A 20,199-nucleotide genomic window follows, 5' to 3' on the forward strand; every position below is an offset into this window, starting at 1 on the left:
CCGACTCAGGCTGCTGAGGGAAAAGGTAGAGTCGCACTGTATGAATGTCCAGATAATTTTGCCGGGATTCAGCGCCTTAGAGGGCCGCGACCCGCAGCCTGCCCGCCTGCCACTCCTCGATCAGAAAAAAGGGCATGGGCAGCTGCCACTCGCCCTTGCTGACCGGCGCCAGATAGTCCCAGGTCGTCTCGCCAGCGGTGATCGCCACGCGCTGGCGGCTGCCATCCGCCGCCGCCGATTTTCCGCGCATACTGGCAAACCCGGCATTGCTGCCCACATGAAAATGGGGCGTCTGCCAGCGCACGGGCGCATGGTCAGGCCAGGGCCGGGCCTGGTGGAAATGGAAGAGTTCATCGTGGCTCAGGAGACTTTCCCGCACCGTCGGCCATAACGCCACCTTCAGGAAATACTGGTCGGTAAAGCGCTGGCTCCCCTGATACTGCGCGATGAAATCGCGCATCGCCTGCGCCACATGCCGGAAGACGCCGTGACAGCCGCCCCACATGCCCGCCAGCAGCAGTTCGGTATGAGAGAAGTAGTCACGCATATGGTGGAACCAGTAAGGCGAGGCGAGCCAGGCGTTAACCGCAGCCGCTTCGCGCTCCGAGAGCAGCGAGTCGGCATCGCGCACGATAAAGCGCTTTACCTGTGGATCGTCGAGCACCAGAAAACGCCACAGGGTCGGATAGAGCGTTTTCTCGTGCGACATATCGATCAGCCTGACATGCGGCTGATCCAGACGCTGCCAGACATGCTGCGGCACGCTGTCATCCAGATAGATACGGCAGGACCAGCCGGGATAGAGCGCCGGTGCCACCTCCACGTTTTTAATCAGGGTTTCACAGTAGCGAGGCTGATCGCCATACAGAGAGAAGGCGATAACGTTCTGCTCTGGCCGACTGAGATCGGCGGGTTCGGGCTGCGCGGCCGGAAAGGCCACACGCTGTCCCTGACTGAAACGCGCATCCGAGCGCATCAGCGAGGCCAGCCCATACTGCGCCATCTCTTCGCGTCTGTTGAGCCAGCCGCACACCTCGGTTAAGCCATCCAGCCAGGTGTCGGAGGCGGTGGCCTGCACCGCAGGCGGCGACTGAAGGATCTTCTGATAGATTTTGTACGCTTTCGCGTGCTGGCCCAGACGCAGCAGGCAGAGAGCATAGTCGCTCAGCACCTGCATCTGATTTGGCATTGACCGCAGCACCTCTTCACAGCAGCGGGCGGCCAGCGCATAGTCGCCCTGTTGCATGGCGGCGCGGAAACGTTCGGCACTGCGTTCCAGCCGCGCATTGAGAGCGGCGGGATTGAGACCAAGGGCAGGACGGCGGACAGGAGAGGTATGGCGCATAAACATCCTCAGGTTTAACTGATGTTACGCGCCGTTAATGACCAGCAGCAGGTTCTGAGTCCGGAAAACCTGCTGCCTGACGCGACCGTTACAGCAAGCGACGCGCCGCTTCGACCACAATCTTCACTGCGTCACTTTCTGTCTGCTTCATCGTGACCGCATCCGGGATCTCTTTCTGCGTACGGTTCACAATCACGCCCGCCACCATGCCGGCTCGCAGACCCTGGCTGGCGCACATGGTTAACAGTGTAGCGGATTCCATCTCATAGTTGAGTACGCCCATCTCCTGCCACTCCTTCATCGATCCCCTGAAGCGACTGACCACGCGGCCTGAAACGGTGTCGTAGCGCTCCTGGCCCGGATAGAAGGTATCAGACGAGGCGGTGATACCGATGTGGGTCTTCGCGCCACAGGCTTCTGCGGCCGCGACCAGGGCGGTGGTGCAGCTGAAATCGGCCACTGCCGGGAACTCCATCGGTGCGAAGTGCAGGCTGGCGCCATCCAGGCGAACCGACGCCGTGGTCACCAGCACATCGCCGACGTTGATATAGGGCTGGATCGCACCGGTGGTGCCAACGCGCAGGAAGGTGCGCACGCCAAGCTGCGCCAGCTCTTCGACCGCAATCGAGGTGGATGGGCCACCGATGCCGGTTGAGCAGACGACGACAGGCTTACCATCCAGCTTTGCCAGCCAGGAGGTAAATTCACGGTGTGAGGCGAGATGCGTGGCATCTTCCATCAGTCCGGCAATCTTCTTCACGCGCTCCGGATCGCCTGGCACAATCGCCAGGGTAGCGCCCTGCAGGTCGGCTTTGGTCAGGCCCAGATGGAAAACGTCAGACTGTGTCATTTTCAGACTCCTGTTAAGGGAAAGTATCGCGCCACTTTACGTCAGCACGCCGGATAAATATGTGACAGCTTTCACTTAAGAAAATGAAAGTTACATTTTTCAGACCACAGATTGAGACTATCGTCACACAAATACATCTTCCCGGTCGCGACTGTGCGCAGTAAGGCTGTGTCGGCGTTAGCGCAATGCTAAAGAGTGGGAGGATTTTATTCGCGGCTGATCCTGTAGCCCGGCACCTGGCGCGCGCAGTTTAACGCCAGGCTATAGTTACCTGATTGCGCAAATGCTTGCACGGAGAGACTAATGAAACCCAGTGATAATATGGCACAAAAACCGGCGACGGACGGCTTTGCCCCTGCCGTGCAGCCCACCGCCGCCACCACCATCATGACCGACAGTCCGGCCATTCAGGCGGGTGAAACCTCAGTGCCCAGCCAGGGCGAAAACATGCCAGCCTACTTCGCCAGACCGCAGGGCGCAGACGGCCCGCTGCCTGTGGTGCTGGTGGTGCAGGAGATCTTTGGTGTGCATGAACATATCCGGGACATCTGCCGCCGCCTGGCGCTGGAGGGCTATCTGGCTGTCGCGCCTGAACTCTATTTCCGCGAGGGCGATCCGTCGGAGTATCACGATATCCCGACGCTGTTCAGCGAACTGGTCAGCAAAGTGCCGGACAGCCAGGTGCTCTCCGATCTCGACCACGCCGCCAACTGGGCAGCCCGCAACGGCGGCGACATCCGCCGCATGGGCATTACCGGATTCTGCTGGGGTGGCCGCATCAGCTGGCTCTATGCCGCGCACAATCCCCAGCTGCGGGCCGCAGTCGCCTGGTATGGCCGACTGACCGGGGAGCGCACCCTGAAGCAGCAGAAGCATCCGATTGATATTGCTGTCGATCTCAATGCGCCGGTGCTGGGCCTGTATGGCGGTCAGGATGAGGGGATCCCGCTGGAGAGCGTCGAGCAGATGCGTCAGGCGCTGCATGCCGCCAATGCCACCGCCGAGATCATCGTCTATCCCGAAGCGGGACACGCGTTCAACGCCGACTACCGGCCGAGCTACCATGCGGAATCGGCCCAGGATGGCTGGCAGCGGATGCTGGCCTGGTTCAGGCAGTATGGCGTCGCCTCACGATAAATAAAAAACGGGCGCTTCTGCGCCCTTTTTTCCCCGTCAGACCCTCGGCTACGCCGTCTCTCCACGCAGTTTCTTCGCCGCTCTCACCATATTCGCCAGCGCCTGGCGCGTTTCCGTCCAGCCACGCGTTTTCAGTCCACAGTCCGGGTTTACCCACAGCCGCGCCTCCGGGATGCGCTTCGCCGCCTTCAGCAGCAACGCTTCGATGCCTTCGACGCTGGGGACGTTGGGCGAGTGAATATCATAGACGCCGGGGCCGATCTCATTGGGATAGTCGAAGTGTTCAAACGACGCCAGCAGATCCATGTCAGAGCGCGCGGTTTCAATGGTGATCACATCCGCATCCAGCGCCGCGATTGCCGCCATGATGTCGCTGAATTCGCAGTAACACATATGGGTGTGAATCTGGGTCTCGTCCCGCGCCACGCCCGCCGTCAGCCGGAAAGCCTCCACCGCCCAGTTCAGATAACCGGCCCAGGCCGAGTGATGCAGCGGCAGCCCCTCCCGCAGGGCCGGCTCATCAATCTGGATAATGCCGATACCCGCCTCCTGCAGATCCGCCACCTCATCCCGCAGCGCCAGCGCGATCTGTTTCGCGAGGGTTTCCCGTGGCACATCTTCACGCGGAAATGACCAGCAGAGGATCGTTACCGGGCCGGTCAGCATGCCTTTGACCGGTCTGTCCGTCAGCGACTGCGCATAACGGGCCCAGTCGACGGTAATCGGCGCCGGACGATAGACATCGCCGATGATGACGGGCGGCTTCACGCAGCGCGAACCGTAGCTCTGCACCCAGCCATTGCGGGTAAAGGCAAAGCCCTCCAGATGCTCGCCAAAGTACTCCACCATATCGTTACGTTCCGCTTCACCGTGCACCAGCACATCCAGCCCCAGCCGCTCCTGTTCGCGAATCGCCTGCCTGATATGCTCCGCGATACCGGTGCGATAATGGCGGCTGTCGAGCCGCCCCTGCTTAAAGTCGAGGCGCAGGCGGCGAATCTCCGTGGTCTGCGGAAAAGAGCCGATGGTCGTGGTGGGCCAGGCGGGCAGGCTCAGTCGCTGATGCTGCAGGCGACTCCGTACCGGCCAGGCGCTCTGGCGGGCACTCTGTTCGGGTGTAATGGCCTGCAGACGCTGCGCCACCACCGCATTATGCACGCGACGGGAGTGGGCGCGGGCGCGAATCGGCGCGCTCCAGGCGTCCAGCGATGCCGCATCGTTGCGGTTCAGGGCCTGACTCAGCAGCGACAGCTCACCACACTTCTGCAGCGCAAAGGCCAGCCAGCTTCTGACCTCCTCATCCAGATGCGTTTCAGTGCTGAGGTCGATCGGGCTGTGCAGCAGAGAGCAGGAGGAGCCGATCCAGAGCAACGGACGCCGGGCGGCCAGCGGTTGCAGGCGATCAAACCAGCGGCTCAGATCGGTGCGCCAGACGTTGCGTCCGTTGATGACGCCAAGCGACAACAGCCAGCTGGCGGGCAATTGCTGATGCAGGTGCTCAATATCGTCATCCCCATGAACCAGATCGACATGCAGCCCCTGCACCGGCAGCCTGCGGATCACCTCAAGGTTCTGCCCGATGCGGTCAAAATAGGTGGTCAGCAGCAGTCTGCAGTGACCCTGCAGGGCGTCATATGCCGGTTGAAAGGCGTCGCGCCATGCCTGCGGCAGCTCAAGGGCCAGGGCGGGTTCATCCATCTGGACCCACTCAATGCCACGCTTTGCCAGTTCCGCCAGCACCTGCTGATAGACGGGCAGGATCGCCCTCAGCAGCGAGAGGCGTTCAAACGGCGCGCCTTTGACCTTGCCCAGCCACAGATAGGTCACCGGGCCCAGCAGCACCGGCTTGATGTTATGCCCCAGCGCCAGCGCCTCATCCACCTCATCCAGCAACTGGGTCCAGCTCAGCTTAAAGGTCTGATCCCGGCTGAATTCCGGCACCAGATAGTGATAGTTAGTGTTAAACCATTTGGTCATTTCGGCCGCTGCCGCAGGTTCGCCGGCGGGGGCGCGCCCCCGGCCCAGGCGGAACAGCGTGTCGAGGTCAATCGTGCCCGCCGGGTTCTGATGGCGTTCAGGCACATTGCCCAGCATCAGGCTGGTGGTCAGCACATGATCATACCAGGCGAAATCCCCCACCGGCAGCAGATCGACGCCAGCTTCTTTCTGTTGCTGCCAGTGACGAGCGCGCAGCTCGCGTCCCGTCGCCAGAAGCGCCGCCTGGGTGCTGTCGCCCGCCCAGTAACGCTCCAGGGCTTTTTTCAGTTCACGATGCAGGCCAATACGGGGAAAACCGAGGGTATGATTGAGGATAGTCATGTGCCAGTCTCCAGATAAAGGTTCACGGTGCTTTAACCGGGCAGTCAAAGATGTTTAGCCGTCCAGATGTTTACACTGCTATACTCTGCGGGTACTGTATGTTGCACAAGCGCAATATGTTCATTTTCGATGTGAAGGACACTCATGATCGAACTCAAGCACCTGCGGACGCTTCAGGCTCTGCGCAATACGGGATCGCTGGCTGCGGCAGCGGCCCAGCTCCATCAGACGCAATCGGCGTTGTCTCACCAGTTCAGCGATCTGGAGCAGCGTCTGGGATTCCGCCTGTTTGTGCGTAAAAGTCAGCCACTGCGTTTTACCCCGCAGGGCGATATCCTGCTGCAACTGGCGGAGCAGGTGCTGCCGCAAATCCAGCAGGCACTCCAGGCCTGCGACGAGCCGCATCAGACCACGCTGCGGGTCGCTATCGAATGCCATAGCTGCATTCAGTGGCTGACCCCGGCGCTGGATAAATTCCGTCAGAGCTGGCCGCAGGTGGTGATGGATTTCAAATCGGGCGTGACGTTTGATCCTCAGCCCGCGCTGCAACAGGGTGAGCTGGATGTGGTGCTGACCTCCGATATTCTGGCGCGTTCGGGTCTGTTCTACTCGCCGATGTTTGATTTTGAGGTGCGACTGGTGCTGGCGACGGATCATCCGCTGGCGCAGCTGGAGCAGATCTCGCCGGAAGATTTGGCCGATGAAGTCCTGATGATCTATCCGGTCCAGCGTCAGCGTCTTGATATCTGGCGTCACTTTCTGCAGCCCGCTGGCGTCAGCCCGGCGCTGAAAAATGTGGATAACACGTTGCTGATGATTCAGATGGTCTCCGCGCGCATGGGCATTGCCGCGCTGCCGCACTGGGTAGTCGAGAGCTTTGAGAAGCAGGGGCTGGTCGTGACCCGTACGCTGGGCGAGGGTCTCTGGAGCCGCCTCTATGCCGCAGTGCGCGACGGCGAACAGCGCCAGCCGGTGCTGGAAGCCTTTATCCGCTTTGCCCGCCAGCACGCCTGTGAGCATCTGCCCTTTGTGCGCGATGCCGCGCGACCGGGTGCCGTGCTGCAGCGTTAAGCCGATCGGCACAAACCTGCGCGGGCGCGGGCAAAATCCCCTATAATGCGCAGCCTGTTGACCGACCATGAGAAGATTTCACCATGACTAACAACGATATTCTGCGCAGCGTGCGCTACATGCTTAACCTGAGCGATGCGAAAATGGTGGAGATTTTTGCGCTGGCAGAGTGCGACGTGCCGCAGACAGATATTCAGGCATGGCTGAAAAAAGATGACGATGCCGCGTTTCGCCCCTGCCCCGACGTGCTGATGGGGTATTTCCTGAATGGTCTGATCTTCTATCGTCGCGGCAAAAGTGAAGATGCGCCTGCGCCATCCATCGAGCGCAAAATGACCAACAACATCTTCATGAAGAAGCTGCGCATCGCTTTCGATCTGAAAACCACCGACATTCCTGAGGTGCTGAAGCGTGCGAACTTTACGGTTTCGCAGGCCGAAGTCGGCGCGATTTTCCGCAAGCCTGACCATAAAAACTACCGCGAATGCGGCGATCAGATCCTGCGTAACTTCCTGAAAGGGCTGGCAATGATTCAGCGCCCTAAGAGCGAAAAGCCTGCCTGATCCCGTGCCATACGGTCGGAAAGAGCGGGCTATGCCCTGAGCTGGAGATCCATCCATTCCAATGCCTTCACCGTCGGTTTGTTTACCTTATTCGCGAGGTTTTCTCCCTCGCGGGCCAGCACGTGACCGTGTTCAAACATTCAGGTTTGAACATGGTGGCAAACGTTTTTCTGCTTAGCGCTTTGTTGATCAGCACACCCGGTATGCGCTCTGATTGTCTGAGGCAATAGTCATCAGGAGCCTGGCGTATAACGGTTCTGGTTCCTGTTGGTACGCTCTCGATCGATGACTAACCTGTAGTGTGAGCCTGGGCTGGCGGATAGTATTCAGTTTCTGAGGGGGATTAAGCAAGACACCAATCCCTTGCAGCCAGACTGACTAGTTCTACAGGCAATTAACCCCATTTACTTCATGGCTATCGCCCACTCTTCTGCCTGTACCAATAAGCACGAAGAAGTCGTTAACGCTTCAGGGGTAACGCGCCTGAACGGCGAAGTGTCCGGGCCAGGATAGCCCGGACGACGAAAAAAGATGGCGATCCTTTACGAGGCGACTACGTCAGTCCGGAAGGCTGAACCGGCATCAGCCCGCCGGTTCAGCATCGGTGCAGATACATTCACCGGTTTATCGATCGCGCCGCCCGACTACCCAGCGCTTATGCACCCACAGCGAGGCGACGATCACCAGCGCGCCCGCGATAAAGCTCGGCCAGTGCGGTTTCTCCTGCCAGATAGCCAGATTGACCAGCAACCCGGCGGGAACGTGCATGTTGTTCATGATGCCCAGCGTGCCGGCATCGACCTGCGTTGCCCCGTAGTTCCACATAAAATAGCCAAGACCGGACGCCGCCACCCCCAGCCAGACCAGGATGCCCCACTGCAGCGAGGTGGTCGGCAATTTCTGCGGATTCCCCCAGGCTGACCAGGCGATCACCGCGATCGCGACCGCGCCCAGATAAAACCAGGAGAAGGCGGTGTGCTGCGGCATAGGCCGGGTCTCCTGCAGACGCTTATACCCCACCATTCCCGCCGCGAAGCAGATGTTGGCGAGCTGCACGAGCAGCAGACCAAACCAGAAATGATCGCTGACTTTGTCATAGCGGATAATCGCCGCCCCGGCCACCGCCAGCAGCGCACTGAAGATATAGCCGATACGCAGGGGACGACGACTGATCAGGTCATAAATCAGCGTCACATAGAGCGGCGTCATCACCGTAAACAGCAGGAACTCCGACACGCTGAGGTAGAGATAGGCTTCGAAACTCAGCAGGTACATCACGCCCAGCTGCAGCATCCCCACCAGCATGTATAGCAGCAGCGTTGACGGCCGATAGCCGCGCCAGCGCAGAAAGGGTAAAAACACCAGCGCAGCGAGCGCCAGTCGCATCAGCACAGAGAACCAGCTGTCCACCTGACCGGCGAGGTATTCACCAATCAGGCTGAACGAAAAGGCCCACAGAATAGTGGTAATGATCAGTAAGAACACGGTAACAATCCCGAAATTAACAGGCCGTCAGTGTAAACAATGTGTCGCCGCGAGGCTGCAAAATCTGGTTGACATCCGGTTATAAACCAGGCGACCGGAACAGCCCTTTCTGCGGCTATTTACACGTCCTGACATAACTGTCGCCGGAATCGGTTTTCAGCCAGACAAAATGCGCGAAATGATCCATCTCGTGATCACTTTCGCTCTCATCTGTAATAAAACTGTAACAAATGTGTCATCCATCACAGTAACGTTGCGCAACTAACACTATTCTTTGCGCGAAATGGAACATCTTTTGTCCATTTCGTTCTGTCCACGTCCTGCCCCAACCTGCTGGGAATTAAAACCATAATGTGCCCTGGAGGGCTTCACTGATGCTGAGTATTTTTAAACCTGCACCACGTCAGCCGCAGGTGGCAGAGGATCGCGTCGATCCTCTCTACCGTCGTCTGCGCTGGCAAATTTTCATCGGGATCTTTTTTGGTTATGCGGCCTACTATCTGGTCAGGAAAAACTTTGCTCTCGCCATGCCCTATCTGGTTGAGCAGGGTTTTTCACGTGGTGACCTGGGCTTTGCCTTGTCGGGCATTTCCATTGCCTACGGCTTTTCTAAGTTCATCATGGGATCCGTCTCTGACCGCTCGAATCCGCGCGTCTTTTTACCGGCCGGTCTGATTCTGGCCGCCGCCGTGATGCTGATCATGGGGTTCGTTCCCTGGGCCACCTCCAGCATCATGGTGATGTTCGTGCTGCTGTTTATCTGTGGCTGGTTCCAGGGCATGGGCTGGCCGCCCTGCGGACGCACCATGGTGCACTGGTGGTCGCAGAAGGAGCGCGGCAGAATCGTCTCGGTCTGGAACTGTGCGCATAACGTGGGCGGCGGTATTCCGCCGCTGCTGTTCCTGCTCGGGATGGCGTGGTTCAACGACTGGAAAGCGGCACTCTATATGCCAGCCTTCGGTGCCATTGCGATTGCGATTCTGGCCTTTGCGCTGATGCGCGATACCCCGCAATCCTGCGGTCTGCCCCCGATTGAGGCGTACAAAAACGACTATCCACCCGACTATGACGCCAGCCACGAAGAGGAGCTGACGGCCAAACAGATCTTCATGAAATATGTGCTGCCGAATAAGCTGCTGTGGTACATCGCGCTGGCCAACGTGTTTGTCTATCTGCTGCGATACGGCATCCTGGACTGGTCGCCGACCTATCTGCGCGAGGTGAAACACTTCACGCTGGATAAGTCCTCGTGGGCCTACTTCCTGTATGAATATGCGGGGATTCCTGGGACGCTGCTCTGCGGCTGGATGTCGGATAAAGTCTTCCGCGGCAACCGTGGCGCGACCGGGGTCTTCTTTATGACGCTGGTGACTATTGCGACCGTGATCTACTGGCTCAATCCGGCGGGCAACCCCGGGGTCGATATGACCTGCATGATCGTGATCGGCTTCCTGATCTACGGCCCGGTAATGCTGATTGGTCTGCACGCGCTGGAGCTGGCACCGAAAAAAGCCGCGGGAACGGCGGCAGGCTTTACCGGCCTGTTCGGCTACCTGGGCGGCTCTGTCGCCGCCAGCGCCATCGTGGGCTATACCGTCGACTACTTCGGCTGGGACGGCGGCTTTATGGTGATGATTGCCGGCTGCGTGCTGGCGGTGGTCCTGCTGCTGCTGACCATGGTCAGCGAACACCGGCACAAAAAGAGCCCTGCCTGAAGGCAATAAAAAAAGGGCCGGATAACCGGCCCTTTTTTATGCGGATGGCTTAAGCCAGATAGAGCGTGCGCAGCGTCTGCGGCACCGCGTCATCGGCATTGGAACCAATCACATCCAGCTCCGGCAACGTATCTTTCAGCCGCTGATGCGCGTTCTGCATGATATAGCCCTTTCCGGCCATGCTCAGCATCTCCACGTCATTCATGCCATCGCCAAAGGCGATACAATTTTCCAGCGAGTGGCCCAGCTGTTTCGCGACCGCTTCCAGCGCATGGCCCTTCGATACGCCGCCCGCCATCACTTCCAGACAGGTCGGCAGCGAGAAACTGACATTCACCCGGTCGCCCCAGCGCGCCTCAATAGCCTGCTCCATCGGGATCAGATGCTCAGGATTTTCACAGGTGAAAAAGACCTTGCTGATGTTATCGGTGGGCAGCAGACCCGGCTCATAGACCTGATAATTAAACACCGACTCGCGGAAATAGTCCTGCTCAGCCGGGCTGGAACGGCTGACAAACCACTCATCGTCGCGGTAGACGTGCGTCAGGATGTCGCGGTGGTGATATTGCAGGCCAAACAGATCGCTGGCGATATCCTCATCCAGATTGTGGCTGAACACCAGCTCACCCTGGGCATTGTGCACGCGCGCGCCGTTTGAGGTGATCATATAGGCCGGAATCGCCAGGCTGTCGCGCATCTGGCCCACATCAATATGGTGACGACCGGTGGCGAAAATAAAGTGAATCTGTTTCGCGACCAGCTGCTGCAGCGTTTCACGCGCAAAAGGGGTCAGGCGATGTTCGGGAGAGAGCAGCGTGCCATCCAGATCGGATGCAACGATGTGATACATGAAAACCTCGGATAGCTGATTCAGCCGGTGTTAACCGGTCGGATAAATAACGTCAGTGATGCGATGAAAAAAAGTCGACCACTGCATTGAGTGCTTCGGCACGCATCTCATCTTTTTCAAACAGGATCTCGTGACGCGCACCGTCGATCACCCGTGGCGTGTTGCCTTCACACGGATGGCCCGCCGCGGCCATGGCGGCACAGAACAGATCCTGCGAACGATTGTCGACCACCCGGTCATCGCTGGCCTGCAGCAGCAGCAGCGGCGTGGTGATCTTATCAACCTGGCTGAGGATGTTGCGACCCGCATGGATGCCTTCACGCACCCAATGGTAGGTCGGTCCGCCCATGCGAAGCGCCGGGTCGTCCGCATAAAAACGCAGATTGCGCCGGTAACGCTCGGCGCTGTGCGTCAACCGATTGATGCCAAACGGGTGGGCGCGCCAGCGTCCGGTGCCCAGCGCATAGCCATCGCGCACGGCCGGTCGCTTCTCCGCCCAGTCCAGGATCCGGTGGGCCAGAAAGGAGGGCAACGGTAACGCGATGCCAAACATCGGCGCCACCAGCGCCACCGCATGAAAGGCCTGTGGCTGACGCGCCAGAAACAGTGTCAGGATCGCCCCACCCATAGAGTGCGCCAGCGCGTAACGCTGCTGATAGTGACCGCTGACGATCTCTTTCAGATAGAGCGTTTCCAGATCGTCGACGTAGTGGGTAAATTCCGCCACATGGCCGCGATGGGTATCTTCCAGCAGGCGATCGGATCGTCCCTGACCGCGATGATCCAGGATGATCACGTCAAACCCGCAGTGGAACAGATCGTAGGCCAGCTCAGGATATTTTATGTAGCTCTCGATGCGTCCCGGCACAATCAGGATCACACGCTGATGTTGCGATGATGTGAAACGCACATAGCGCAGCGTCAGATTGCCGACGCCGATGAATTCACACTCTTCACGGCGGTGCCAGAAGTCGAGCAGCGGCCCGGTGGCGAAGGCCGCAAAGGCTTTTTCCCGTCTCAGCCAGCTGGCTTTATGTTGATCCATTCGCCCTCCTGTTGACCGGATACCGGGTCCTGAATGCCTGGTGCAGGCCGTAGCGCCGCGCTTAATTCTGGCGTATTGTGTCACAATTCCGCTACTAATGAGAGCCTGACCCATGACCATCGAATGGTGGCTGACCTATCTGCTTACCACCACAATCCTCAGCCTGTCGCCGGGTTCCGGTGCCATTAACACCATGAGTACCGGGATCAGCCACGGCTACCGCGGCACGGTGGCGTCGATCTCTGGCCTGCAGGTCGGACTGGCGCTGCATATCATGCTGGTGGGTATCGGGCTGGGCGCGCTGTTTTCTCAGTCGCTGCTGGCGTTTGAAATTTTGAAGTGGGCCGGTGCGGCCTATCTGGTCTGGCTGGGTATCCAGCAGTGGCGCTCCGCAGGCGGGATCGATCTGGATGCCGTCGCCAGAGCGATGCCGCGTCGTCGTCTGTTCAAACGCGCCGTGCTGGTTAACCTGACCAACCCGAAAAGCATCGTGTTTCTCGCCGCGCTTTTTCCGCAGTTTATCCAGCCGCATCAGCCGCTCTTTATGCAGTATCTGGTGCTGGGCGTGACGACCGTGGTGGTGGATATCATCGTGATGATTGGCTACGCCACGCTGGCGACGCGGATTGCCGGCTGGATTAAAGGCCCCCGCCAGATGAAGTTAATGAACCGTATTTTTGGCGGACTGTTTATGGCGGTGGGCGCACTGCTCGCCAGTGCCAGAAAGATCGCCTGAGTGCCGCGCGCCGACCGGCGCTGGTCGGCGCCTCGCTTTTCCCCTTCCTGCCCCGCCATCAAGGCGCACTGACCGGCAGCGCACGCAGGACAATAATCCCCGGCTTAGACCGCATATAGTCGCGAAAAGGCATATCGACCACTTTGCGGGTGGTGGCCAGTGAAGAGGCGTTTCTGAACCATAACCGGCCATCATGCCGCACCGCGATGCCAGCATGCGTGACATCCAGCGCCGGTGCGGTGGCGTAGACGCCGACATAATCGCCAGTGCGGATCTGCGCCAACACCTGGGGCGTGATGGCTTTCGCGGGCAGATAGGTAATGCGACGGGAGATCACGCCGAGACCGGGCACCTGTGGTTTTCCGCGTCTCGCACGATTCAGCAGCTTCACGACCGTCACCGCCTGCGGGCTAAGGCTGCCCGTCACATCTGCGGCGTTGCGCGGGGTTTCCGCGAACCAGTCAGAGAAGAAGTGGCGGCGGTTCAGGTAACGCACCTCGCCCCCCGCGTAGCGGGTGCGGATCAGGTTCGCCTCAAAGCTGGCGCGGTCACGGCTGGCGCTCAGTGCCTGAACGTAATCCAGCAGCGTGAAACAATCCACGCCGTGAAAATTCACCACCAGCGTTTCGGGGATCTCCGGCGACCCCTTAAGCGTGTGCGCCTGATAAGGCGTCCTGAGAAAGGCGGCGGAGATCTGCGCGATTCTCTCGCCCTGCGGCGCTGACAGCGGCGGTGCCTGCGCCAGGATCGCCGACACCCTGTCTTTTCTGACCGGTTCCGGCGCCGGGGGAGCCACGGATGCCGGTGCAGCACAGGCGCTTAGCGCGGCCGCGATGAGCAGCAGTAACAGACGTTTGATTCTGATTATCCTCTTCACAACAACAGGCCTTCCACGCCGACCCTACCGGAGGCCAGCGTTTCAGTATTTAACAAAGGGTGACGATTTATCTGCGGCAGCGGCAGAAAAAGAACAGAATCGCGGAAGGCAAATCAGAAAGAGAAGGCTGAGGGTGGGACGTCTGCCGGTCGCGCCCTGCGCGTTCCGGCAGATCGGACTGCATCCGGGCTTAACGCGAGATAATAAGGTGGATACCGAAACCGGCAAACAGCACACCGGCCATGCCATCGACCCACTTCGCCAGACGCTGATACTTCGCGCGGATCCACGGCAGCGCAAAGATAGCCGCCACCAGCGCAAACCAGGCAAAGGTTTCGCCGATAATCAGCAGGAACAGGCCCCAGCGCTCCGCCGCACCCACATCATCGCCGACAAACAGCGAGAAGACGCTGCCGAAGTAGATGATGGCTTTCGGGTTCGACAGGTTGGTCAGCAGCCCCTTGAGAAAACTCATGCCGCGTTTTGGCAGTTCCACCACCGGCTCATCCTGCTGCGGCTGTTTGTGACGCTGGCGGGCCGAGCACATCAGTTGCCAGCCCATCCACAGCAGATAGAGTCCGCCACCGACCATAATAATCTGATGCAGCCAGGCCATTTTTTCCAGGATCAGATGAAGGCCCATCAGCGCCACGCCCGCCCAGACCACAATCCCCAGCGTGATGCCCAGCACCCCCATCATCGCCTCTTTACGGGAGCGGCTGGCGGCGGTTTGCGAAACGAAAAAGAAATCGGGGCCGGGGCTCATCAGCGCCACCAGATGCACCAGCGCGACCGTTGCAAATAACATCAGCATAATCAGTGTCCTCTACTCTTCATCGAGATGCTCTTTGATCATCACCAGGAAAGGTTTGCCAAAGCGCTCCAGTTTGCGGTGCCCGACGCCGTTGACGCTCAGCATCTCTGAGGCGCTGACCGGCATCTGTTCTGCCATCTCTATCAGCGTGGCGTCGTTAAACACTACATAAGGCGGAATGTTCTCTTCATCCGCAATCGCTTTTCGCAGCTTACGCAGCTTGGCGAACAGTTTGCGATCGTAGTTGCCACCGTGAAACTTCGCCGGGCCGCTGCTTTTGGTTTTTGCGGTAATCAGACGCGGCACCGCCAGCATCAGCGGCACTTCGCCCCGCAGCACCGGACGCGCCGCCTCGGTGAGCTGCAGCGCGGAATGCATGGCGATGTTCTGCGTCACCAGTCCCAGATGGATGAGCTGACGCAACACGCTGACCCAGTGTTCGTGGCTCTGATCTTTGCCCAGCCCGTAGACCGGCAGCTTGTCGTGGCCCTGTTCGCGGATACGCTGGTTGTTCGATCCGCGCAGCACCTCCACGATGTAGCCCATCCCGAAGCGCTGCCCGACGCGATAGATGCCGGAGAGCGCTTTCTGCGCCTCGACCAGACCGTCATAGCGCTTGGGCGGATCGAGACAGATATCGCAGTTATCGCACGGCTGCTGACGACCCTCGCCGAAATAGTTCAGCAGCACCAGACGACGGCAGGTCTGCGCCTCGGCGAACGCGCCCATAGCATTGAGCTTGTGGCGCTCGATATCCTGCAGCGGGCCGGGCACTTTCTCTTCCAGGCATTTACGCAGCCAGGCCATATCCGCCGGATCGTAGAGCATCATCGCTTCCGCGGGCAGGCCATCCCGTCCGGCGCGCCCGGTTTCCTGATAATAGGACTCGATGTTGCGTGGAATGTCGAAGTGCACCACAAACCGGACGTTGGGCTTGTTAATGCCCATCCCGAAGGCGACCGTCGCCACCACGATCTGCAGATCGTCGCGCTGAAACGCTTCCTGCACCCGGCTGCGCTGTTCGCTGTCGATCCCGGCGTGGTATGCGCCGACGCTGAATCCCCGGCTCTGCAGACGCGCGGCGGTATCCTCCACCTTCGCCCGGCTGTTGCAGTAGATAATGCCGCATTTGCCGCGCTGATCCTGCACATAGCGCAGCAGCTGATCGGTGGGCTTGAACTTCTCCACCAGCGTGTAGCGGATGTTGGGACGGTCAAAGCTGCTGATCTGGATCAGCGGGTCCTGCATATGCAGCAGGTTAACGATGTCGTTGCGGGTGGTTTCATCCGCCGTGGCGGTCAGCGCCATCACCGGTAACGCCGGGAAGCGCTGACGCATGCTGCCGAGTGCGCCATATTCCGGCCGGAAATCGTGGCCCCACTGAGAGATACAGTGCGCTTCATCCACCGCCAGCATCGCGGGTTGCCAGTGCGCCAGATTCTCCAGGAAGTTATCCATCATCAGGCGCTCAGGAGCGATATAGAGCAGCTTCACCCGACCCGTGCGGCAATCCGCCATCACGGCCTGCTGCTGCTCACGCGTCATGGTCGAGTTGAGACAGGCGGCCGCCACGCCATTCGCCAGCAGCTGGTCGACCTGATCTTTCATCAGAGATATCAGCGGGGAGACCACCAGCGTCAGCCCCTCGCGCACCAGCGCCGGGATCTGATAACAGAGCGATTTACCGCCGCCGGTGGGCATAACCACCAGACAATCGCGCCCGTTCAGCGCCTCATTAATGATCGTCTGCTGACCGGGACGAAACTGCTGGTAGCCGAAGGTATCCTGTAATACCTGCTGCGCCAGCGCTTCCTGATTGAGAACTGCCGAGGTTGCCACGCGATTCCTGTCTTACGTTAGGGATTAGAACAAGTCGTTGAGCGTTACACCCACACCCAGACGCGTCTGGCGATGGTTGTAATCGATCAGTGATTCACCGTAGCCGCTGAATACCTGAGTATAGAAGCGAACGTGCTCGCTGATGGGGTAGCTCCAGCCCAGGGTGGCGCCGCCATAACCGCTGTTCCAGTTATAGTTGCCCTCTACGCTGAAGATGTTGTCGCCCAGTTTATAGCCCAGACGGGTGCGGTAATAGCCCATATATTTGGTGATATCGGGATTATCATCGTTGTTGGCGCCGTCCGGAATACGATACCAGGGCTTGATCTCCGCCAGGAAGTTCCCGTTCTCGGCCATCAGGCGCGCATAAACGCGGTTCCAGCTTCGTGAGGTCGGGTCGCTGCGTCCGTTGGATTCATGATTCAGACCCACTTCCACATCACGCAGCGTCCAGCCTCCCAGCGAATAGTCCGTGGCCCAGCCCAGGAAAATCTGCGGCTCATAGTTGGTCTCACGGAAAGGCGATGACTCACCGCGATTCGACAGCTGCCACCAGGAGCGCTGGGTATAGGACGCGGCCAGCACCGAGTTGTCGCCCAGAATACCGCGCCAGAGCGGAAATGCCAGGCTGAGCTGGAATTTCACCTCATCCTTGCGGGCATTTTCTCCCCAGTTATAGGAGGAGATCGCCTCTTTGTTCATGTCGCTGGTGTAGGTATAGAGCAGATAGTTGTTCTCATACGGGTAGAGAACAAACGGGTTATCGTGCTTCTCCAGCAGGTTAGCAATAATGCTTCCCTGAACCTCTGGTGCGTCATGAACCTCTTTAATCTGGGCTTCATCCGCCTGCGCCAGCGCAGGGAAGATCAACATTGCCGCCAGCAAGGCGCGATGCTTACGCATAAAATTCTCCGGTGAGCGCTGCGTATCAAAATAACTGAAAGGGTGTCGTAAAAAGGAGGCCATTCTACACGCAAATGGCAGTGAGCATGAGTGCTGATTTCTTAAACTGGAAACACCCCCGCAGGCGGCATAGAATACACAACTCATTAACGTTCCGCGCCCCTCTGGCCCGATTTTTTCAGGACACATCATCATGTCATCACCCGTGCTGACACCGCAGGACGCTCGCCAGCTGGTCGGCGAAATTTTCGTTTATCACATGCCGTTTAATCAGGCACTGGGCCTGGAGCTGATGCGCCTTGACGCCGACTACGCCGAGATCAGCTTCAATAACAAAAGCATGCTGGTGGGTAACCAGGTGCAGCAGATCCTGCACGGCGGCGTGATCGCAGCCGTACTGGACGTGGCGGCGGGCATGGTCTGCGTCAGCAATGCCTTAACCCGTCAGGAGAGCATCAGCGAGGCCGATCTGCGCCACCGGCTCTCGCGCATGGGCACCATCGATATGCGCGTCGACTATCTGCGGCCCGGACGTGGCGAGCGCTTTACCGCCACCAGCAGCCTGCTGCGCGCCGGAAACAAGGTCGCCGTCGCGCGCGTAGAGCTGCACAATCAACAGGGTGACTATATTGCCACCGCGACCGCCACCTATCTGATCGGCTAATCACTTCTGGATTTCACATGGATACGCAACAGACCCGTCAGGGCATCGGTTTTGCCCTGGGCGCTTACTTTATCTGGGGCATCGCGCCCGCCTATTTCAAGCTGGTAAAACAGGTTCCGGCGACGGAGATCATGACACATCGCGTGATCTGGTCTGCACTCTTTATGCTGTTGCTGATCACCGCAAGCCGCAGCTGGCCCATGGTGCGATCCGTATTACGGCAACCCAGGAAAGTGCTGCTGCTGGCGGTAACGGCGCTGACGATTGGTGGCAACTGGCTGCTGTTTATCTGGGCGGTCAACAATCAGCATATGCTGGAAGCCAGCCTCGGCTACTTTATTAACCCATTGATCAATGTGGTGTTCGGTATGCTGTTTCTGCGTGAGCGTTTCCGTCGCCTGCAATGGCTGGCGGTCCTGCTGGCTGCGGTCGGCGTGCTGGTGCAGCTGTGGCAGTTTGGCTCGCTGCCGATCATTGCGCTCGGTCTGGCGCTGAGTTTTGCCGTGTATGGGCTGATGCGGAAGAAGATTCAGGTCGATGCGCAGAGCGGTATGCTGATTGAAACCCTGTGGCTGTTTCCGCTGGCGGCGCTCTATCTGTTTGGGTTTGCCGACAGCAGCACCAGTCATCTCTCCGCGAATCCGCTCAGTCTCAACCTGATGCTGATAGCGGCCGGCATTGTCACCACCATTCCGCTGATGCTGTTTGCCGCAGCCTGTACCCGGCTGCGGCTCTCAACGGTGGGCTTCTTTCAGTATCTCGGCCCGACGCTGATGTTTATCCTGGCCGTCGCGTTTTACGGTGAAACGATCACGCCGGACAAGATGGTGACCTTCGGCTTCATCTGGCTGGCGCTGCTGGTGTTTATCTGCGACGCGGTGGCGTTTTCACTCCGTACCCGTGCGCGCATAGCGTGAAATAAAGCGGGCTAACGCCGGTCCGGTCAGCAGGATGGTAAAGAGACGCAGCGTCTGTAACGCCATCACAAACGCCATGTTGACCTGGGTGCCCGCCGCTATAATCGCCACCGTGTCCAGTCCGCCCGGACTGGTGGCGAGATAGGCCGTCATCAGATCGATATCCAGCATCTGCGTCAGCATCCACGCCAGCCCGCCACACAACAGCATCAGCCCGAAGATCGAGGCCAGCATCTGCGGCAGCGTGCGCAGCGCCAGCAGGAATATCGGCCGGGTAAAGCGCAGCCCCACGCTCCAGCCGATCAGCGCATAAGCCATCGCCAGCAGCCATTCCGGCACCTGCAGCGCCACAAGATCGCTGCCGTTCAGCAGCGCGCCAGCCAGCGCGGGCATCAGCAGCGCGCCAGAAGGGATGCGCAGACGGGTGCCCAGCCACGCGCCCGTCAGCATCACCACCAGGGTCAGCGCAAAACCGTGATTCAGGGTGGGAAACCAGACTAACGACACGCTGTGCGCCTGATCGCCCAGCCCGATGCGCGCCACCAGCGCCGCCGCCGATGCGACAAACAGCACCCGCAGATACTGCATAAACGCCACCAGCCGCACGTCTGCGCCAAAGTCTCCCGCCATCGCCACCATCGCCGACGCGCCGCCCGGCGACGATCCCCAGGCGCCGGTCGGGCCGGGCAGATGACTGAAGCGCACCAGCAGAAAGCCGGAGAGGCCGCTGGCCGCCAGCGTCAGCAGCAGCACCATCACGATAATCGGCCACTCCTGAATCAGCGGGGTCAGGATCGACGGCGACAGGCTCTGGGCGATCATGCAGCCCAGCACGGCCTGAGCCAGCAGAAACAGCCGTTTATCAATCCGCAGCGTGGCACCCGACAGCCCCATCACGACACCGACCACCATCGGCCCCAGCAGCAGCGCGGCTGGCACATGGAAAACGTGCAGCACCGCACCGAGCAGTACCGAGATCAGCAGCAGCAGCGTCCACTGCACAGGCAACGACAGAGCATCCATAAGAAGTTAATTATTTGTAAAAACAGAAGGGTGAGATTACGCAGAA

Annotated in this window: 18 protein-coding genes; 7 read left to right on the forward strand and 11 right to left on the reverse strand. The window is 59.3% G+C overall.

Annotated elements, in window-relative coordinates; translation table 11 throughout:
* Positions 1 to 76: 76 nt before the first annotated feature.
* Positions 77 to 1,345 (reverse strand): tetratricopeptide repeat protein, encoded by a 1,269-nt coding sequence (locus J1C59_RS18040; RefSeq protein WP_128085392.1) that lies wholly within the window; start codon positions 1,343 to 1,345, stop codon positions 77 to 79.
* 88 nt (positions 1,346 to 1,433) lie between these two features.
* Positions 1,434 to 2,195, reverse strand: coding sequence for a uridine phosphorylase (gene udp, locus J1C59_RS18045; protein ID WP_140917366.1), 762 nt, complete (start codon positions 2,193 to 2,195; stop codon positions 1,434 to 1,436).
* Positions 2,196 to 2,498: 303 nt separating this feature from the next.
* On the opposite strand from udp, the gene J1C59_RS18050 reads away from it, so the two are divergent.
* The gene (locus J1C59_RS18050; RefSeq protein WP_128085393.1) at positions 2,499 to 3,332 is read left to right on the forward strand and encodes a dienelactone hydrolase family protein; all 834 of its coding nucleotides are present in this window, start codon (positions 2,499 to 2,501) and stop codon (positions 3,330 to 3,332) included.
* Between the two features lie 48 nt (positions 3,333 to 3,380).
* Here the strand turns inward: J1C59_RS18050 and metE are convergent, their stop codons facing one another.
* Positions 3,381 to 5,651 (reverse strand): 5-methyltetrahydropteroyltriglutamate--homocysteine S-methyltransferase, encoded by a 2,271-nt coding sequence (gene metE / locus J1C59_RS18055; RefSeq protein WP_128085394.1) that lies wholly within the window; start codon positions 5,649 to 5,651, stop codon positions 3,381 to 3,383.
* 144 nt (positions 5,652 to 5,795) lie between these two features.
* On the opposite strand from metE, the gene metR reads away from it, so the two are divergent.
* A complete protein-coding gene (metR, locus tag J1C59_RS18060) occupies positions 5,796 to 6,722 on the forward strand; it encodes an HTH-type transcriptional regulator MetR (protein WP_140917365.1) in 927 nt (308 codons plus the stop codon).
* Positions 6,723 to 6,805: 83 nt separating this feature from the next.
* Positions 6,806 to 7,285 (forward strand): YehS family protein, encoded by a 480-nt coding sequence (locus J1C59_RS18065; protein ID WP_128085395.1) that lies wholly within the window; start codon positions 6,806 to 6,808, stop codon positions 7,283 to 7,285.
* Between the two features lie 624 nt (positions 7,286 to 7,909).
* On the opposite strand, the gene J1C59_RS18070 is transcribed toward J1C59_RS18065, so the two are convergent.
* The gene (locus J1C59_RS18070; RefSeq protein WP_128085396.1) at positions 7,910 to 8,770 is read right to left on the reverse strand and encodes a carboxylate/amino acid/amine transporter; all 861 of its coding nucleotides are present in this window, start codon (positions 8,768 to 8,770) and stop codon (positions 7,910 to 7,912) included.
* A gap of 374 nt (positions 8,771 to 9,144) precedes the next feature.
* On the opposite strand from J1C59_RS18070, the gene glpT reads away from it, so the two are divergent.
* Positions 9,145 to 10,485: a glycerol-3-phosphate transporter gene (glpT, locus tag J1C59_RS18075; protein WP_128085397.1), complete on the forward strand. Its 1,341-nt coding sequence runs from the start codon at positions 9,145 to 9,147 to the stop codon at positions 10,483 to 10,485.
* A gap of 49 nt (positions 10,486 to 10,534) precedes the next feature.
* On the opposite strand, the gene yigL is transcribed toward glpT, so the two are convergent.
* On the reverse strand, positions 10,535 to 11,335 hold the full coding sequence (yigL, locus tag J1C59_RS18080) for a sugar/pyridoxal phosphate phosphatase YigL (protein ID WP_128085398.1): 801 nt from the start codon (positions 11,333 to 11,335) through the stop codon (positions 10,535 to 10,537).
* A gap of 52 nt (positions 11,336 to 11,387) precedes the next feature.
* Complete coding sequence (gene pldB / locus J1C59_RS18085; protein ID WP_128085399.1) at positions 11,388 to 12,380, reverse strand: lysophospholipase L2; 993 nt, start codon at positions 12,378 to 12,380, stop codon at positions 11,388 to 11,390.
* A gap of 112 nt (positions 12,381 to 12,492) precedes the next feature.
* Here pldB and rhtB point away from each other — a divergent pair, with 112 nt between their 5' ends.
* The gene (gene rhtB, locus J1C59_RS18090) at positions 12,493 to 13,116 is read left to right on the forward strand and encodes a homoserine/homoserine lactone efflux protein (RefSeq protein ID WP_128085400.1); all 624 of its coding nucleotides are present in this window, start codon (positions 12,493 to 12,495) and stop codon (positions 13,114 to 13,116) included.
* 58 nt (positions 13,117 to 13,174) lie between these two features.
* Here rhtB and J1C59_RS18095 read toward each other — a convergent pair whose 3' ends face one another.
* From J1C59_RS18095 to pldA, 4 genes are all read right to left on the reverse strand, one after another.
* Positions 13,175 to 13,981 (reverse strand): N-acetylmuramoyl-L-alanine amidase-like domain-containing protein, encoded by an 807-nt coding sequence (locus J1C59_RS18095; RefSeq protein WP_140917369.1) that lies wholly within the window; start codon positions 13,979 to 13,981, stop codon positions 13,175 to 13,177.
* A 202-nt stretch (positions 13,982 to 14,183) separates the two neighbouring features.
* The gene (gene rhtC / locus J1C59_RS18100) at positions 14,184 to 14,807 is read right to left on the reverse strand and encodes a threonine export protein RhtC (protein WP_140917364.1); all 624 of its coding nucleotides are present in this window, start codon (positions 14,805 to 14,807) and stop codon (positions 14,184 to 14,186) included.
* A gap of 12 nt (positions 14,808 to 14,819) precedes the next feature.
* Positions 14,820 to 16,646: an ATP-dependent DNA helicase RecQ gene (gene recQ, locus J1C59_RS18105; RefSeq protein WP_128085401.1), complete on the reverse strand. Its 1,827-nt coding sequence runs from the start codon at positions 16,644 to 16,646 to the stop codon at positions 14,820 to 14,822.
* Between the two features lie 24 nt (positions 16,647 to 16,670).
* On the reverse strand, positions 16,671 to 17,549 hold the full coding sequence (gene pldA / locus J1C59_RS18110) for a phospholipase A (RefSeq protein WP_128085402.1): 879 nt from the start codon (positions 17,547 to 17,549) through the stop codon (positions 16,671 to 16,673).
* Between the two features lie 193 nt (positions 17,550 to 17,742).
* On the opposite strand from pldA, the gene J1C59_RS18115 reads away from it, so the two are divergent.
* On the forward strand, positions 17,743 to 18,213 hold the full coding sequence (locus J1C59_RS18115) for a thioesterase family protein (protein ID WP_128085403.1): 471 nt from the start codon (positions 17,743 to 17,745) through the stop codon (positions 18,211 to 18,213).
* Between the two features lie 17 nt (positions 18,214 to 18,230).
* Positions 18,231 to 19,130 (forward strand): EamA family transporter RarD, encoded by a 900-nt coding sequence (gene rarD / locus J1C59_RS18120; RefSeq protein ID WP_128085404.1) that lies wholly within the window; start codon positions 18,231 to 18,233, stop codon positions 19,128 to 19,130.
* Here the strand turns inward: rarD and J1C59_RS18125 are convergent.
* The gene (locus tag J1C59_RS18125; RefSeq protein ID WP_140917363.1) at positions 19,101 to 20,153 is read right to left on the reverse strand and encodes an AbrB family transcriptional regulator; all 1,053 of its coding nucleotides are present in this window, start codon (positions 20,151 to 20,153) and stop codon (positions 19,101 to 19,103) included. The genes rarD and J1C59_RS18125 overlap by 30 nt on opposite strands.
* Positions 20,154 to 20,199 lie beyond the last annotated feature (46 nt).

It is taken from the genome of Pantoea deleyi, from assembly GCF_022647325.1.
Taxonomy (GTDB): Bacteria; Pseudomonadota; Gammaproteobacteria; order Enterobacterales; family Enterobacteriaceae; genus Pantoea; species Pantoea deleyi.